This is a genomic window from Kitasatospora indigofera (assembly GCF_014655955.1).
In the GTDB taxonomy this organism is placed as follows: domain Bacteria; phylum Actinomycetota; class Actinomycetes; order Streptomycetales; family Streptomycetaceae; genus Kitasatospora; species Kitasatospora indigofera.
The window spans coordinates 215766-231638 of sequence record NZ_BNBO01000003.1; the positions used below are offsets into that span (position 1 = coordinate 215766).

Below are 15873 nucleotides of genomic sequence, written 5' to 3' on the forward strand. Positions count from 1 at the left end.
GAGCGGCCCGCTCTGGTGATCATAGGAAAGTCGGCCGTACCGGCCCGACCCGTCGATCGACAGGGAGTCAGCGCGATGGCATGGGCCTTGGTGATCCTCGCCGGCCTGCTGGAGACAGGTTTCGCGATCAACCTGAAACTCAGTGAGGGCTTCACCAAGCTCTGGCCCACCATCGGCTTCTGCGCCTTCGCCCTCGGCAGCTTCGGCCTCCTCACGCTCTCCCTGAAGAGCCTGCCGGTGGGCAGCGCCTACGCGGTCTGGACCGGCATCGGCGCGGCCGGCACCGCGATCTACGGCATGGTCTTCCTCGAAGAGTCCTCCTCCGTCCTCAAGCTGGTCTCGATCAGCCTGGTGATCGCCGGCGTGGTCGGCCTGCAGCTCAGCGGCAGCGGGCACTGATCCGGCCGGCCCTGCGGCCCCCGGCGCGGCCGCCCCGCGACACGGTTGTCCGGCAACCGGGCCCGACTGTCGGGATGCCGGGCACCTCGCTACTGTTTCGACCATGGCCGATTACCACGACGATCTCCGTCTCGCCCACGTCCTCGCCGACTCGGCCGACTCGATCACCCTGGAGCGCTTCCGGGCGCTCGACCTCAAGATCGAGACCAAGCCGGACCTGACCCCGGTCAGCGACGCCGACAAGGCCGCCGAGGAGCTGGTCCGGGGCGTGCTCCAGCGGGCCCGCCCGCGCGACGCGGTGTTCGGCGAGGAGTTCGGCATGCAGGGCTCCGGCCCGCGCCGCTGGGTGATCGACCCGATCGACGGCACCAAGAACTACATCCGCGGCGTCCCGGTCTGGGCCACCCTGATCGCCCTGCTGGAGACCGGCGCCGACGGCGAGGAGCGGCCGGTCGTCGGCATGGTCTCGGCCCCCGCGCTGAACCGCCGCTGGTGGGCCGCCGAGGGCCTCGGCGCCTACGCCGGACGCAGCCTGGCCAAGGCCTCCCGGATCCACGTCTCCGGCGTCTCCCGGCTGGCGGACGCCTCGTTCTCCTACTCCTCGCTCAGCGGCTGGGAGGAGCGCGGCCGGCTCGACCCGTTCCTGGACCTCACCCGGGCCTGCTGGCGCACCCGGGCGTACGGGGACTTCTGGTCGTACATGATGGTCGCCGAGGGCTCGGTGGACATCGCCGCCGAACCCGAGCTCAGCCTGTGGGACATGGCCGCGCCCTGCATCGTGGTGCAGGAGGCGGGCGGCCGCTTCACCGGCCTGGACGGGGTGCCCGGCCCCGGCGGCGCGGACGCGGTGGCCTCCAACGGCATCCTGCACGACGAGGCGCTGCGCCGGCTCGGCGTCTGAGCGGACGGGCCGGGCGGGGCGTCTGACGAACGTGTTTCGGCCGCTGGTCCGCCGGGTTGCCGACTGCTCATCAACTGCCGCCGGGCGGTGCGGGGTTCACGGCAACCCGGCGGCAATCAGCGCCCCCTAGGCTCGACGGGTCAAGGCCGGTTCCGCAGCCGCGCCCCACTCCCCCCGTGCGCCCACCCCGCCGGGCCGCCCGCCTAGGGGATCCCCGACGTGCGTACGTTCCGCATCCGCACCATCCGCCACCGGCTCGCCCTGCTGCTCGCCCTGCCCACCGGGGCCCTGGTGGTGCTGGCCTCGCTCGGCACCGCCGGGCAGGCCGCCCGGTACTCCGAGGCCGGCCGCAGCAGCGACCGGGTGGCGCTGGCCGTCACCACCGAGAGCCTGGTGCACCAGCTCCAGCTCGAACGCGGGCTGACCGCCGGCCTGCTCGGCGGCGACGAGAGCTTCCGCGCCCAGCTCGGCAGCCGGCGGGCCGGCGCCGACCAGGCCCGCCGGACGCTGGACCAGCGGCTGGCGGCCGGCCCGCCCGGCGCCGACGCCGTCCGGTCCGCGCTGTCCGGCCTCGCCCGGCTCGCCGAGCTGCGCGGCCGGGCCGACACCGGGACGGCGACCCGGGCCGACGCGCTCGGCTTCTTCACCGACGCGATCACCGGCCTGACCTCGGCGGCCTTCGCCGGCCTCGGCGCCTCCGGCGACGACCGGCTGCAGGCCTCGCTGACCACCCTGCGGGCGCTGACCGACGCCACCGAGGCGGCGGCGCTGGAGCGGGGCACCCTCAACGGGGTCCTGGCGGCCGGCTCGTTCAAGGGTGCCGACTACCCGTCGTTCGTCCGGATCACGGCCGTGAAGAACGCCGCCCTGGCGCAGGTGCCGCGCACCGCCACGGCGGCCCGGACGAGTGCGCTGGACGCCGCCCTGCGGACCCCGGCCGCGGTCTCCGTCGCCGGGATGGAGCAGCAGGCCCTGGCCGGATTCGCCGCCGACCGCCTGCCGGTGACCCCGGCCGACTGGTGGCGGGCGGCGAGCACCCTCGTCGACGACCTCCAGCAGGTCGGGGCGCAGGCCGCGCAGGAGAGCCTGGACCGGGCGGACGGGCTTCGCTCGGCGGCCCTGCGCTCACTCGTCCTGGACGTCGCGCTGGCGCTGGCCGCCGCGCTCGGCGCCGGGGCCCTCGGGCTGGCCGCCACCCGCTCGGTCACCCGCCCGCTGGCCGCGCTGGCCGCCGAGGCCGGCCGGCTCGCCGACCGGGTGCTGCCGGACGCGGTCGCACGGATCCAGGGCGCCGGCCCCGACCAGGACCTCGCCGAGGCCGCCGCCCTGCCCGCCCCGGAGCGCCCCGGCCGGGCGGCGGAGCTGGCCGAGGTCGGCGCCGCGCTGGACCGGCTGGCGGGGACGGCCGTGCGGCTCGCCGTGGAACAGTCCGTCCTGGAGCGCAACAGCACCCGCTCGCTGGCCGGCCTGGGCCGCCGCAACCAGGCCCTGGTGACCCGTCAGCTCGGCTTCCTCTCCGGCCTGGAGCGCACCGAGCACGACCCGGGCGTGCTGGCCAACCTGTTCGAGCTGGACCACCTGGCGACCCGGATGCGGCGCAACGCCGAGAGCGTCCTCGTGCTGGTCGGCGAGCCCAGCCCGCGCCGCTGGGCCCGGCCGGTCGGCATGGGCGACGTGGTCCGGGCCGCGCTCGGCGAGGTGGAGGACTACCGGCGGGTGGTGCTCCGCCAGGTGGACGAGGCGCTGCTGGACGGCGGGGCGGTCGCCGAGGTGGCGCACCTGCTGGCCGAGCTGATCGAGAACGCGCTGGCCGCCTCGGCGCCGGACACCGACGTCGAGGTCTTCGCGCGGCTCACCGCCACCGGGTACCTGGTCGCCGTCGTCGACCACGGGACCGGCCTGACGGAGGCCGGGCTGGAGCGGGCCAACGCCCGCCTCGCGGGCCGGGAGAGCTTCCTGGTCGGCAGCTCGGGGCTGCTCGGGCACTACGTGGTCGGCCGGCTCTCCGTCCGGCTCGGCGCCGAGGTCCGGCTGACCCCCTCGCCGGTGCACGGGGTGACGGCGACGGTGCTGCTGCCGGGCGCGCTGCTGGCCCGGGAGGCCCGGCCCACGCTGGTCGGTGAGGCACGGTGACGGCCGGGGGCGAGTACGAGACCGGGGAGGTGGTCCGTCCGTTCATCGTCACCGGCGGCCGGACCAGCCCGGTCACCGGTGAGCTGCGGCTGGAGACGCTGGTGTCGGCCCCGCCGTCGGCGCTGACCGCGCCGCTCGGCTTCGAACGGCACCGGATCGTCGAACTCTGCCAGTACCCCCGCTCGGTGGCCGAGCTGGCGGCGCTGCTGCCGACCCCGCTCGGGGTGGCCCGGGTGCTGGTGGCGGACCTGGCGGCGGAGCGCTACGTCCGGGTCCACCAGGACGGGCCGGAGAGCCCGTCGGTGGCCCTGCTGGAGCGGATCCGGGACGGGCTGCTCAGGCTCTGACCGGGCGGCGGCCGGGCCCGGTCGTGGGTGCGGGCCCCGGGCAGCGTGGTGGCAACTGTCCCGGGGCCCGCTGTTCGTGGGGGCGGTTACTTCTGCTTGCGCAGCTCGCGGACGGCCGCCTCCAGGCGCCGGCCGTAGTCGGCGTCGGCCCGGCGGAAGTTCTCGACCGCCCGCTCGACGATGTCGTCGCGGTCGGCGGAGACCTTGGCGATGAAGCCGGCCAGGTTGCCGATCAGCCGGGCCTTCTCGTCCTCGCCGAACAGCCGGTAGAGGTTGCCGGCCTGCACGAAGTCGTCGTCCTCGCTGTGCGAGGGGGCCTCGGTGCTGCCGGTCGTGCCGGTGACGGCGGTCGCGGCCCAGAGCGGGCGGCCGGTCTCGACCGGGCCGCCGAAGCTGTTCGGCTCGTAGTTCTTGCGGCGGCCGTGGCGGCCGTCGTAGAGGTGGCCGTCCCGGCTGTTGGTGAGCGCCTCGGTGGCGTGCGGGCGGTTCACCGGCAGGTGGTCGGCGTTGATCCCGACCCGGTAGCGGTGGGCGTCCGCGTAGGCGAACAGGCGGCCCTGGAGCATCTTGTCCGGGGAAGGGCCGATGCCGGGCACGAAGTGCGAGGGCGAGAAGATCGACTGCTCGACCTCGGCGAAGACGTTGTCGGGGTTGCGGTTGAGCTCCAGCTTGCCGAACTCGACCAGCGGGTAGTCCGCGTGCGGCCAGACCTTGGTCAGGTCGAAGGGGTTGAAGCGGTACGTCGCGGCGTCGGCGGCCGGCATGATCTGGACGCTGACCGTCCAGCTCGGGAACTCGCCGCGCTCGATCGACTCGCGCAGGTCGCGCTGGTGCGAGTCGGGGTCGGTGCCCGCGAGGACGGCCGCCTCCTCGCTGGTGAGGTTCTTGATGCCCTGGTCGGTCTTGAAGTGGTACTTCACCCAGAAGTGCTCGCCGGCCTCGTTCTGCCACTGGTAGGTGTGCGAGCCGAAGCCGTCCAGGTGGCGGTAGGAGGCGGGGATGCCGCGGTCGCCGAAGAGCCAGGTGACCTGGTGGGTCGCCTCGGGCGAGAGGCCCCAGAAGTCCCAGACGTTGTCGGCCTCCTGGGAGCCGGTGTACGGGTCCCGCTTCTGGGTGTGGATGAAGTCCGGGAACTTGATGGCGTCCTTGATGAAGAACACCGGGGTGTTGTTCCCGACCAGGTCGTAGTTGCCCTCCTCGGTGTAGAACTTCAGCGCGAAGCCGCGCGGGTCGCGGACGGCGTCGGCCGAGCCGAGGTTGCCGGCCACGGTGGAGAAGCGCAGGAAGGTCTCGGTCTCCTTGCCGACCTCGGACAGGAAGGCCGCCCGGGTGTACGCGGTCACGTCGCCGGTCACCGTGAAGGTGCCGTAGGCGGCGGCGCCGCGGGCGTGCACCACGCGCTCCGGGATGCGCTCGCGGTTGAAGTGCGCGAGCTTCTCGAAGAGGAGCTGGTCCTGTATCAGGGCGGGGCCGCCGGTGCCCGCGGTCTCGGTGTTCTGGTTGTCGGCCACGGGCGCGCCCGCCTCCGTGGTCAGCGTGGGCCGCAGCTCGTCCTGGGCAGTCATCGGGGAGACCTCCGCGTCGTCCGGTCGTGAGGAGCCTCAGCCTAGCTTGGACTTTGTCTAAGTCAATACATGGCCGAAGTCCGGAGCTGTTCCGGAGAAAGACAGCCCTTGCTACCCTGGCTCCATGAGTGACCTGCTGGAACGACTTCGCATGCGCGGCTGGCGCCTGACCGCACAGCGGCGGGTCGTGGCCGAGGTGCTCGACGGCGACCACGTCCACCTCACCGCCGACGAGGTGCACGCCCGCGCCGTCTCCCGGCTGCCCGAGATCTCCCGGGCGACCGTCTACAACACGCTCGGCGAACTGGTGACCCTCGGCGAGGTCCTGGAGGTCGCCACCGACGGGCGCGCCAAGCGGTACGACCCCAACGCCCACCAGGCGCACCAGCACCTGATCTGCTCGGGCTGCGGCGCCATCCGCGACGTCCACCCGTTGGGCGACCCGGTCGCCGCGCTCCCGGCCGACCAGCGCTTCGGCTTCACCCTCTCGGGCGCCGAGGTCACCTACCGCGGGCTCTGTCCCGACTGTCGCTAGCCGGCTGCCCGCCCGGGCAGCCGGCGACTCCGGCACCCCGGCCCGCATCGGACCGGCCGGACCGGGCACTCACGCCCGTGGCCAGGGCCCTGCCCCGGCCCGCCCGGCCCGCCGGGAAGAGGCCCCCGACCGGTCGGGGGCGGCTCAGGCGCTGAGTTCGGCGTGCAGCGCGCCCAGCAGCCGGCCCGCCCGCTCGGCCACCTCGGCCGGACCGTAGTCCGCCGCCCGCCGGCACCAGTTCTCCGCCTGCACCGGCTCCCCGCGCCGCAGCGCCAGCAGGGCCAGCCGCAGCGCGGCCCGCCCGTGGCCGGCGTCCGCCGCCCGGGTGTACCAGAGCATCGCCTCGGCCTCGCTGTCCTGACGGGCCAGCAGCAGGCCCAGGTTGAAGGCCGCGCTCCGGCTGCCGGCCTCCGCCGCCCGGCGGTACCAGCTCTCCGCGATCTCCAGCGCACCGCGCTCGGCGGCCCGCACGCCCATCCGGACCTGGGCCCGGCGGTGGCCCGCGTCGGCCGCGACCGCGTACCAGTGCTCGGCCTCGGTGTCGGCGTCGCCGCGCCGGTCCAGCAGCGAGGCCAGCCGGAAGCAGCCCTCGGGCGAACCGCCGCCGGCCGCCTGGCGGTAGCGCTCCAGGGCGCCCGGCAGGTTGCCGCGCTGCTCCTGGACGACGGCCAGCTGGAGGGCGGCCTCGCCGTGCCCCTCCGCGGCGGCGCGCGCGTACCACTCGTGCGCCTGCTGCTGCTCCCCGCGCCCGGCGTGCAGCACGCCGAGGTTGAAGGCGCCGTCCACACTGCCCGCCTCGGCGGCCTTGGAGAACCACGGCTCGGCGCCCGACTCGTCGCCGCGCTGCAGCAGGACGACGGCCAGCGCGTTGCAGGCCTCCCGGTGGCCGGCGTAGGCCGCCCGCCGGTACCACTGCTCGGCCTGCTGGTCGCGGCCGGCGCCGGCGCAGAGCAGCCCGAGGTTGAAGGCGCCGTTCTGGTCGCCGGCGTCCAGCGCCAGGCGGTACCAGTGCTCGGCGACCGCGGCCTCGCCGCGGCCCGCGTGCAGCGCGCCGAGCGCGTTGGCGGCGTTGCCGTCGCCGGCCTCGGCCGCCTCCTGCCACCACTCGGCGGCGGCCGTCAGGTCGCCGGCGTCACGCATCAGGAAGCCCAGCGCGCAGGCCGCCCTGGCCTCGCCGTTCTGCGCGGACTGGCGGTACCAGCGCGCCGCCTCCTCCATCAGCGCCGGGTCGCCCTGCGCGCGCTCCTCCAGCAGCACGCCCAGGCGCAGCGAGGCGCGGGCGTGGCTGCGGGCGGCGGCGGTGCGGTACCAGGTCTCGGCGGTGTCCTTGTCGCCCGCCGCCTCGCGCATCCGGGCGAGCCGGTAGGCGGCCTCCCGGTGGCCGGCGTCGGCGGACACCTTGAACCAGCGCTCGGCGCGCACGTCGCGCCGGTGCTCCATCAGGTCACCCAGCGCGTACGCCCCCAGCGGGTGCCCGTGGTCGGCGGCGAAGTGCAGCCAGTACTCGGCGGCCTCCTCCTCGCCCTGGTCGCGCAGTTGCAGGCCGAGGGCGTGCGCGGCGGGGGCGCTGCCGGCCACGGCGGCCTGCCGCCACCACTGGGCGGCCTCGGCCCGGTGGCCCTGCTGGTGCAGCAGCACGCCGAGGTTGTTGGCGGCGGCGCGCACCCCGGCCGCGGCGGCGGCGCGCAGGTACGGCTCGGCGTCCTCCAGGTCGCCGCGGCGCAGCAGCAGCGCGCCGAGCCGGCTCGCGGCGTCGGTGTCGCCCTCGTCGGCGGCCTGCCGGTGGCGGCTCTCCAGCGCGGCCTGCTCGCGGGCCGCGAGGGCGCGCTCGAAGGTGGCGCCGTCCTGGTCCGGGTCCTCACCGCCGGGCGCGTCCGCGCGCCCGGTGTAGGGGCCGATGCCGGCGGCGAACTGCTGGGCGGAGACGTGGACGAGGCTGTCGGGGCCGTAGCCGGCCGACGGCCGGCGATCCGCCAGGCCGCTGGTGCGCTGGGCCGGCAGGGCGCCCGGCAGGCCTTCCGCGCCCTCGGGGTCCGGGCTCTGCGCCCAGCCCTCGGTGTCCGGTTCGGCCGTGACGGGCTTGCTCCCTGGTCCGTTCTTTCCGATCAGCTTCATGCCGACTCCCGCTCCCCCAGAGTGTCGCGGCATCTGCCGGGGGCAGAGCGGAACCGACGGCCGGTCAACAGCCGCGCCCCGTACCCCATGTGCTCCATCGTCGCATCACCCGCAACCCGCGTACACCTGCCCCGGCCAATTTTGGTGGTGCGGGCCGAAGCCGGCGGGATTGCTTCAGTGCTTTGTCGATTTCCCGACACTTCAGCCTCACAAACCCCCACCAGGGCCCCGATGGTGAGTGTTCGCCACCGAACGGCAGCGGGGCCGCACCGGCGGCCGGCGTTGGTCGGCTCCCTTGGCGACACCCGGACAGATCTCCCGCCCGGCCCGACCGGTACGGATCGGGCGAGCAACGCTAGATGGTACCGAAGGCACCGCCGCCGGGGCGGCGCCCGGCCGGGACACCCCGGGCGGCCACCCTTCCGGCCGCACAACACCGAAGGCCCGGAGGAAAGATCCTCCGGGCCTTCGGCCTTTGTAGCGGGGACAGGATTTGAACCTGCGACCTCTGGGTTATGAGCCCAGCGAGCTACCGAGCTGCTCCACCCCGCGTCGGTAGTTGAACTCTAGCACGATCACGGACGGGGCCGTGAACCGAGCCGGGCAGGCTGCCCGGCTCGGTTCACGGCCCCGTTCCGCCCGACCGCGCGCGGCCGGCCCCGAGCTACGGGGTGGCCCCCGGCGAGGGGGTCGCGGCCGGGGGCGGCGAGGCGGCCGGCGAAGCCGCCTTCTGCTGGGCGTTCAGCGCGTCCTGGAGGGCCTTCTGGGCCGCCTTCAGCGCCTCCTGGCTGTCGGTGATCGCCTTCTGGGCGTCCTGCAGCGCCTTCTGCACCGCGGGATCGTTGCTGCCCGCGGCCGGCGGCGTGGCGGGGCTGGTCGGCGTCGTCGGCGTGGTGGGCGTCGTGGGCGTCGTCGGCGTGGTGGCGGGCGGCGTGGTCGTCCCGGTGGAGACACCGGCGAAGACCTTCTTCAGCGCCTCCTCCAGGGTGTTCTCGAACGCCACGTTGTCGTTGCCGTACACCGCGAGCACCTTCTGCAGCACCGGGTACTTGGCGCCGCGGCCCTTGACGTACACCGGCTCCACGTTCAGCAGCCCGCCGCCGACCGGCAGGGTGAGCAGGTTGCCGTACTCCAGCTGGGAGTCACCGCCGCTCTTCAGCAGCGTCAGCTGGTTGGCGACCTCCGGCCGGGAGTTGAACTGGGACTGGACGAGGTTCGGCCCGAGGGTCTTGCTGTCGCCCGGCACCTTGAGGATGCGGATCTTGCCGTACTCGGGGCCCGGGTCCGCGCTGACCGCCATGAAGGCCGCCAGGTTCTCCCGCCCGCTGGGCACGAAGGTGGTGGTCAGCGAGAAGCTCGCCGAGGTCACCGCGGGGTCGGGCATCCGGACGGTCAGGTAGTACGGCGGCTGGACCTGCTTGGTGTCGCTGGTCGGGTCGACCGGGATCTGCCAGATGTCGGTGCCGTTGAAGAAGGAGCCGGCGTCCGTCACGTGGTACTGGCCGAGCAGCTCGCGCTGCACCTTGAACATGTCCTGCGGGTAGCGCAGGTGCGGCATCAGGGTGCCGGGGATGTCCGCCCTGGGCTTGACGGTGTCGGGGAAGGCCTTCATCCAGGTCTTGAGCACCGGGTCGGCGTCGTCCCACTGGTAGAGCGTCACCTCGCCGGTGTACGCGTCCACGGTGGCCTTGACCGAGTTGCGGATGTAGTTGACCTTGTTGGCCGCGGTGAGCAGCTCACCGCGCTGGTTGGTCAGCGAGTCCTTGGTGACCGCACCCAGGGTGGTCTTCGAGGCGAACGGGTAGCCGTCCGAGGTGGTGTAGCCGTCGAGCACCCAGACCAGCTTGCCGTCCTGCACCACCGGGTACGGGTCGGCGTCGATGGAGAGCCAGGGAGCGACCTTCTCGACCCGCTCCTTGGGGGTGCGGTCGTAGATCACCTTGGCGCCGTCGGTGATCGCCCCCGCGTAGAGGATCTGCGGCTCGGCGAACTTCACCGCGTACGCGGCCCGGGTGAACGGGTTGTTCAGCGAGACGCCGCTGCCCCCGGTGTACTGGTAGAGCTTGTCCCCGCTGTCGGTGGTGTAGTCGATCTCCTGGTTGGAGCCGCCGACGATCGAGTACGTGCCGGTCTTCTCGCCGTAGTAGATCCGCTGCTGGTAGTCGCCCAGCGAACCGGTGGCCGGCAGGCTCGACTCGGTGAAGACCGGCTGGCCCTTGTCGTTGACCTGGTTGCCCTTGGCCGCGACCGCGCCGTAGCCGTGGGTGAACTTGAAGTGGTCGTTGATCCAGTTCCGCTTGTCGCCCTGGACGCCGCTCAGGTCGAGCTCGCGCAGGCCGATCACGGTGTCCTGGGCACTGGCGCCGTTGCCGTAGCGGTCGACGTCCAGCGTGCTCGGGAAGGCGTAGTACGAACGCTGCTGCTCGATCGACTGGAAGGTCGGCGAGACCACGTTCGGGTCCAGCAGCCGGATGTCCGCGATGGTCTGGGCGTCCGGCTTCAGGGCGTCCGCGGTGGTGCTGGCCTGCGGCGTGTAGGGCTGGGTCTGGCTGTCCGCGATGCCGTAGGCCTGCCGGGTGGCGTCGATGTTCTTCTGGATGTACGGCGTCTCCTTGGCCTGCTCGTTCGGCTTGACCTGGAACTGCTGCACGATCGCCGGGTAGACGCCGCCGATCAGCACCGCCGAGAGCGCCATCAGCCCGAAGCCGATCAGCGCCGGCACCCAGGTGCGGCGCAGCGGGGTCAGGAAGAACATCACGGCGCAGATGACCGCGACGAAGAACAGGATGGTCTTGGCCGGCAGGAAGGCGTTGGCGTCGACGTAGCGCAGGCCGGTCCAGCCGTCCACGCCCTTGTAGGAGCCGGTCTTGACCGCCAGCGCGTACCGGTCCAGCCAGTAGGCCGCCGCCTTGAGCAGGACGAAGACGCCGAGCAGCACCGCCAGGTGCCCCTGGGCGCCGACGCTGGCCCGGCGGCCGGGGCCCTGCAGCCGCAGGCCGCCGTACAGGTAGTGGACCAGCACGGAGGCCAGCAGCGCGACGATCACCGCGCTGAAGGCGAAGCCGAGCATGAACTCGTAGAACGGCAGCTCGAAGGCGTAGAAGGAGACGTCCAGGTTGAACTGGCTGTCCTTGACCCCGAAGGAGGTGCCGTTGGTGAACAGCAGCCAGGTGCGCCACTGGCCGGAGGCGGCCGCGCCGGCGATCAGGCCGACCACCAGCGAGACGCCGATCAGCGCCCAGCGCTTGAAGGGGGCGATCCCGGACCGGTAGCGGTCCAGGCTCTGCTGCTCGACCGACATCGCGGACAGCGGCGGGCGCAGCCGGTGGGCGAGCCAGATGTTGGTGCCGACGAACAGCGCCATCAGCAGGCCCACCACCGCGAACAGCCCGACCTTGGTCCACAGCTGGGTGGTGAAGACCGAGGAGTAGCTGACGGACTTGAACCAGAGCCAGTCCGTCCAGAAACCGGCGAACATGACGAACAGCAGGAACAGCACCGCGAGCACGCCCACCGTCAGCAGGAGCACCCGGGTGCGCCGTGAGGGCGGGCCGACTCTCGGCCGGAAGCCCGGTCCTGAGCGGTCGGGCATCTGGAACACCACGGTGGCACCTCGGCTGTGTCGTCTCGAATCGTTCGGTCCTCCATGCAACTTAATCAGTCTTTACCTGAGTTCCCAGGCTTTGCTGTCGGTTCGGTACCGGTTCCCCGGGCCGGGGCCCGGGGGCCGCCGCCGGGACCGGGAGCGCCGGGCGCCGGGGCCGCCCGCCCCGTGTGAGGATTGAGGCATGTCCGATGCTTCCAACACCCCGTCCGACGTCTCCAGCCTCCCCGCCGCCACCCCGCTGACCAGGGCCGCGCTGGAGATCGACGAGTACGCCTCCACCCTCGGCTGGGACCTCCCGGCCCGGCTGTTCGCCCTGGTGGACAGCGCCCAGCTGCGCAAGGCCGACCCCAAGCTGGCCAAGCAGCTCGGGCTGGCGGACACCGACGAGCCCGGCCTCACCCCGATCGAGCAGGACGAGCTGCCGGCCGGCATGGAGCTGGACAAGTTCCTCGGGACGATCGCCTGGCCCGACATGATCGCCGGCTGCGCGCTGGTGGTCGAGCGCCTGATGCTCCCGCCGGGCGCCGAGCAGAGCCGCCCGAAGAACGCCACCGAGGCCCAGCTCGCCGAGTGGGTGGCGAACCACCCCAAGCGCGAGGAGGTGCGGATCACCGCCGCCGTGCTGCGCGACGGCAAGCGGGAGACGGCGCTGCGGCTGCGTTCCAAGGACGTCGCGCGCGAGGTGCTGACCGGCCCCGACCTGGTGCCGGGCCTGACCGACGCGCTGCTGGCCACCTTCGCCTGACCATCCCGGGACCGGGACGGCCGTGCGGGCCCCGCGCGGCCGTCCGGCCCGGCGCGACCCTGCGCAGCCCGCGCCGCAGCCCGCCCGTGCCGCAGCCCGCCCGCCCGGCCCGGAGGCCCGCGCCGGGCGGCTCAGCCCTTGCCGCAGGAGGGCAGCGCCGCGGTCTGCCCGGAGCGGACCTGCTCCAGCGACTTCAGTGCGCCGTCCAGGGTCTCCGCCTTGATCAGGGTGAGCCCGCTCGGGGTGGCCCCGGCGGCCTCGGCGCAGTTGTCGGCCGGGGTGAAGAAGTACTGCGCGCCGGCGTCGCGGGCGGCGATCAGCTTCATCGCGATGCCGCCGATCGGCCCGACCTTGCCGTCGTCGGTGATCGTCCCGGTGCCGGCCACGAACTTGCCGGCGGTGAGGTCCTCCGGGGTCAGCTTGTCGATGATGCCGAGCGAGAACATCAGCCCGGCGCTCGGCCCGCCCACGTCCTGGAGGCCGATGTCGATCTGGAACGGGTAGGTGTGCTTGGTGTCGGGGCCGATCCCGACGATGGCGCGGTCCCCGTCCGAGGCCTTGGCCGTGGTGATGGTGACGTCGGTCGGCTGCCCCTGGTCCGGCGCCGTGCTGTCCTTGCCGCGCGGGACGACGGTGAAGACCACGTTCTCGCCGGGCTTGTGCTTGGTGACCAGCTTGGCGACCTGGTCCTCCGCGGTCACCACGGTGCCGTCCACCGAGACGATCCGGTCGCCCGCGTGCAGCTTGCCGTCGGAGGGCCCGCCGGCCACCACCGAGGCGACGATCACCTCGCTGCCCATCGGGATGCCCAGCTCGCCGAGGGCGGCCGTCTTGGCGCTGTCCTCGGAGGAGGCGAACTCCTCGGCGTTCTGCTGCTGCGCCTCCTTGTCGGTCTGCCCGGGCGGGTACACGTTCTCGTGCGGCACCACCAGGACGTCGCCGCGCAGCCAGCCCACCACCGCCGAGACCAGGCTCGGCTCGTACTTCGCACCGGTCACCTGGACGGTCGTCATGTTGAGGTGACCGGTGGTCGGGTACGACTCGTGGCCGGTGATGGTGATCACCGGCCGGCCCGTCTTGTCCTGCACACCGAGCGTGTTGTACGTCGGCCCGGGGCTCATCTCCGTGTACGGCACCTTCATGAGCACGGAGACGCAGAGCAGGGCTATCAGCAGCAGGGTGGCGGCGAGCATCGTCGCAGAGCGGCGTGGCATGGCTCGACAGTACGGGACGCCGGTGGCCGGGCGCCCGCCGGGCTACCGGCCCAGGCGGTCCGTGGGGGCGGCACCGGGCGCGGCCGTGGTGCGCTCCATCGCCGCCAGGAAGCGCTGGTGCTCGGCCAGCGAGGCCGGATCACCGGCGGATTTGGGGGCCCGGGCCGCCCAGAGCGCCCACATCGAGGCGAGCACCGCGGCGACCGCGGGAATGATCAACCAGGCGAGCGCACCCATATCCGAACTCCCAGCTCGTCGTGTCTATGAGCAGATTAACCACCCACACGAACAACGGGCGTGGCGCCATCCGGGTTACGGCGCCGACAACCCGCCCACAGCCCCGGGAGGCGGCCTCCGGCCACCTCCGCGGCCACGGCCGAACGGGTGAGGAGGGCACGCCCGGGAGCCGGCGGGCGGACGCGGCGGGGCGGCGGGGCGGCGGGGGCCGGGCGGGTGCCGACGGGCACGCGAACGGCAGGAGGGTGCCGGCGGAGGGAGCGGGGGGCCGGGCGCTCAGCAGGAGCCGGCGCCGACCCACTCCTCCTCGCCGTCGGAGAAGACCTGGTGCTTCCAGATCGGCACCTCGTGCTTGAGGTCGTCGATCAGGCGGCGGGCCGCGGCGAAGGCCTCGCCCCGGTGGGCGCAGGAGACGGCGACGATCACGGCCTTGTCGGTGATCTCCAGCCGGCCGATCCGGTGCACCGCGGCGAGCGCCCGGACGGGGAAGTCCGCGACGACCTTCTCGGCGATCCGGCGCATCTCCTGCTCGGCCGTCGGGTGGCAGCTGTACTCCAGCGCGGCGACCGACTTGCCGCCGTCGTGGTCACGGACCGTCCCGACGAAGACGGTGGTCCCGCCGGCCGCGTCGTCACCGACCGCCTCGTACACCTCGTCGAGGGAGAGCGGGGTCTCGCGGATCGCGAGCAGGCGGATGGGGTCGTGGTTCTCGGACATGCCCCCATGATTCCTCATCCCGGGCGGGCCTGGGCAAGGCCCTTCCGCATCACGATTCCGAAATTTCGCATCGTGAGAATGTCCCGGGCCGCCACCGTGCCCGGGCACCCGCGCCGGAAGGCCGCGTGCCGCCCCGCGCACGGACGGGCTGGCGGACGGGCTGGCGGGCGGGCCGGACGCCTCAGAAGCGGCGCCGCTTGCGGGCCCGGCGCACCAGCGCCGCCGTACCGACCAGGGCCACCGTGGCACCCGCCGCCCCCAGGCTGGTGGCGGCCTCCTTGCCGCCCAGCCGCCGGCCGGCCACCGCGTGCTTGCCGGCGACCTGTGCCAGCAGCTCGGCCAGCACCTGCTCGTTGGAGTGGGCCGGACGCCAGCCCGCCTCGTGCAGCCGGCTGCCGGACACCACCCAGGGGTACATCGTGTAGGCGAGGTCCCCCGCCGGGGCCGGGGTCAGGCCCAGCCGGTGCAGCCGGGCGGCGGTGCCGAGCGCCAGCGAGGCGGGCAGCTCCATCCGCCGGATGCCGGAGAGCTTCTCGACGTCCTCCTGCTCCAGCCAGCCGTCGCAGCCGACCGTCACCTCGCCCTCGACCAGGCCGAGCGCGGCGTACTCCAGTGCCGCCGCCAGGTCGTCCACGTGGCAGAACTGCCAGCAGGGCCGCGAGCCCGCCACCACCAGCAGCCGGGGAGCCTCGAAGTGCCGGGTCAGCACGGTGTCGACGCCCGGGCCGACCACCACGGCCGGACGGAGCACGGTGACCTGGAGGCCCGGGTGGGCCCGCGGGGCCCGGCGGGCCAGGCGCTCGATCTCCAGCAGGTCGCCGACCAGCGAGGCCTCCTCGGTGGCCCGCAGCTCGGAGTCCTCGGCGAGCGGCACCTCGTTGTCCGGCAGCGCCCCGTAGACCATCGCGGAGGTGCAGAGCACCACCCGGCCCACCCCGGCGGCCGCGGAGGCGGTCAGCACCGTCTGCGCGCCCCGTACGTTGTACGCGCTCCGGGCCCGCGGGTCGGTCTCCATCCCCAGGTCCATCGCCAGGTGGACGACCACGTCCACCCCGGCCAGGCGCTCGGCCACCGCCGGGTCGCGGACGTCCAGGACACGCCACTGCACGCCCGGCACCTCGCCCCGCCGGTCGTCGACGGCCAGCACCTTGCGGACCCCGGGCGAGGCCACCAGCCGGGCCGCGACCCGTTCACCGAGCACACCGGCGGCACCGGTGACGGCCACGGTCAGCGGCTTGCCGCCGTAGGCTGGAGGCGGCGACACCGTGGTGCGTGGGTCGTCCTCACCTCCGGTCAGCCCAGAGCGAACGTCCGAAGGCGGGGAACTCACCGGCCATCCTCCACGGTTAGCTTATGTG

At 73.6% G+C, this 15873-nt stretch carries 13 protein-coding genes and 1 tRNA gene; 6 read left to right on the forward strand and 8 right to left on the reverse strand.

The window, feature by feature from the left end:
* Positions 1 to 75 precede the first annotated feature (75 nt).
* The 4 genes from IE329_RS04695 (at position 76) to IE329_RS04710 (ending at position 3780) form a co-directional block, all read left to right on the forward strand.
* The gene (locus tag IE329_RS04695; protein WP_190209496.1) at positions 76 to 399 is read left to right on the forward strand and encodes a DMT family transporter; all 324 of its coding nucleotides are present in this window, start codon (positions 76 to 78) and stop codon (positions 397 to 399) included.
* Positions 400 to 502: 103 nt separating this feature from the next.
* Positions 503 to 1300, forward strand: coding sequence for a histidinol-phosphatase (hisN, locus tag IE329_RS04700; protein ID WP_190209497.1), 798 nt, complete (start codon positions 503 to 505; stop codon positions 1298 to 1300).
* A gap of 219 nt (positions 1301 to 1519) precedes the next feature.
* A complete protein-coding gene (locus IE329_RS04705) occupies positions 1520 to 3433 on the forward strand; it encodes a sensor histidine kinase (RefSeq protein WP_190209498.1) in 1914 nt (637 codons plus the stop codon).
* The gene (locus IE329_RS04710) at positions 3430 to 3780 is read left to right on the forward strand and encodes a DUF742 domain-containing protein (protein ID WP_190209499.1); all 351 of its coding nucleotides are present in this window, start codon (positions 3430 to 3432) and stop codon (positions 3778 to 3780) included. The genes IE329_RS04705 and IE329_RS04710 overlap by 4 nt, the downstream gene beginning before the upstream one ends.
* Before the next feature lie 86 nt (positions 3781 to 3866).
* Here IE329_RS04710 and IE329_RS04715 read toward each other — a convergent pair whose 3' ends face one another.
* A complete protein-coding gene (locus IE329_RS04715) occupies positions 3867 to 5345 on the reverse strand; it encodes a catalase (protein ID WP_190209500.1) in 1479 nt (492 codons plus the stop codon).
* Positions 5346 to 5469: 124 nt separating this feature from the next.
* Between IE329_RS04715 and IE329_RS04720 the strand changes: the two genes are divergently transcribed.
* The gene (locus IE329_RS04720; RefSeq protein WP_190209501.1) at positions 5470 to 5880 is read left to right on the forward strand and encodes a Fur family transcriptional regulator; all 411 of its coding nucleotides are present in this window, start codon (positions 5470 to 5472) and stop codon (positions 5878 to 5880) included.
* Between the two features lie 144 nt (positions 5881 to 6024).
* On the opposite strand, the gene IE329_RS04725 is transcribed toward IE329_RS04720, so the two are convergent.
* The 3 genes from IE329_RS04725 to IE329_RS04735 form a co-directional block, all read right to left on the reverse strand.
* Positions 6025 to 7995 (reverse strand): tetratricopeptide repeat protein, encoded by a 1971-nt coding sequence (locus IE329_RS04725; RefSeq protein ID WP_190209502.1) that lies wholly within the window; start codon positions 7993 to 7995, stop codon positions 6025 to 6027.
* A gap of 478 nt (positions 7996 to 8473) precedes the next feature.
* Positions 8474 to 8547: transfer RNA gene (locus IE329_RS04730), tRNA-Met, on the reverse strand.
* A gap of 112 nt (positions 8548 to 8659) precedes the next feature.
* The gene (locus IE329_RS04735) at positions 8660 to 11587 is read right to left on the reverse strand and encodes a UPF0182 family membrane protein (RefSeq protein WP_190209602.1); all 2928 of its coding nucleotides are present in this window, start codon (positions 11585 to 11587) and stop codon (positions 8660 to 8662) included.
* A 196-nt stretch (positions 11588 to 11783) separates the two neighbouring features.
* Between IE329_RS04735 and IE329_RS04740 the strand changes: the two genes are divergently transcribed.
* Positions 11784 to 12347, forward strand: a complete 564-nt coding sequence (locus IE329_RS04740; protein ID WP_190209503.1) for a PPA1309 family protein — start codon at positions 11784 to 11786, stop codon at positions 12345 to 12347.
* A gap of 131 nt (positions 12348 to 12478) precedes the next feature.
* Here IE329_RS04740 and IE329_RS04745 read toward each other — a convergent pair whose 3' ends face one another.
* From IE329_RS04745 to IE329_RS04760, 4 genes are all read right to left on the reverse strand, one after another.
* A complete protein-coding gene (locus IE329_RS04745) occupies positions 12479 to 13561 on the reverse strand; it encodes a YlbL family protein (protein WP_190209504.1) in 1083 nt (360 codons plus the stop codon).
* Positions 13562 to 13603: 42 nt separating this feature from the next.
* On the reverse strand, positions 13604 to 13798 hold the full coding sequence (locus IE329_RS04750) for a hypothetical protein (protein ID WP_190209505.1): 195 nt from the start codon (positions 13796 to 13798) through the stop codon (positions 13604 to 13606).
* A 276-nt stretch (positions 13799 to 14074) separates the two neighbouring features.
* Complete coding sequence (locus IE329_RS04755) at positions 14075 to 14533, reverse strand: molybdenum cofactor biosynthesis protein MoaE (protein WP_073926217.1); 459 nt, start codon at positions 14531 to 14533, stop codon at positions 14075 to 14077.
* Between the two features lie 163 nt (positions 14534 to 14696).
* Positions 14697 to 15845: an NAD-dependent epimerase/dehydratase family protein gene (locus IE329_RS04760; protein WP_370882240.1), complete on the reverse strand. Its 1149-nt coding sequence runs from the start codon at positions 15843 to 15845 to the stop codon at positions 14697 to 14699.
* Positions 15846 to 15873 lie beyond the last annotated feature (28 nt).